This is a genomic window from Vibrio sp. 2134-1 (genome assembly GCF_033339495.1).
Genome location: NZ_JAWOUS010001017.1, coordinates 1 through 504, shown reverse-complemented (window position 1 = coordinate 504; position 504 = coordinate 1). Strand labels below are relative to the sequence as shown.

At 41.7% G+C, this 504-nt stretch carries 1 protein-coding gene; it reads right to left on the bottom strand.

Annotated elements, in window-relative coordinates:
- Window positions 1–504: site-2 protease family protein (locus tag R7R78_RS29790; RefSeq protein WP_225475051.1), on the bottom strand; the 504-nt coding region annotated here is incomplete at both ends.

Here is a 504-nt window from a genome sequence, read left to right as displayed (position 1 = left end):
GAGCTCTCCATTCCATCACCACTTCCAACATTCCCATTAACAATAAAAACCCTAGCAACGTCAGACCGAAATAGTAACTGATAAAAATGCCCAATAAAGCGGTCGCAATACTGCCAGCTAACCCGACCCAAGTATTCATTGAGAAGGTAATACTTTTGAGCACATGGCCACCATCTAATGGTAAAATAGGCAGCAGATTAAATAGGTTTAGCAAGGCGTTAAACACAGCAAGCCCAGCGAAGATCACCTCACCAGTCATCCAATAAAGCAAAGTAAAAACAATACTAAGTACTAAACCGAAAAATGGTCCCATGATTGAGATAACCACATCCTGCCAGCGCGTGTTTATCTTTTCGTCACTTAGCGCCAAACCACCTAGGAATGGAATCAAATAGATTCCTTTGGTCTTCATTCCAAAATACTTCATCGCTCTAATGTGACCATATTCATGAAAAACCAAACAAGCGATCAACGCTAGCGCGAACTCGATGGAAAATAGCCAAG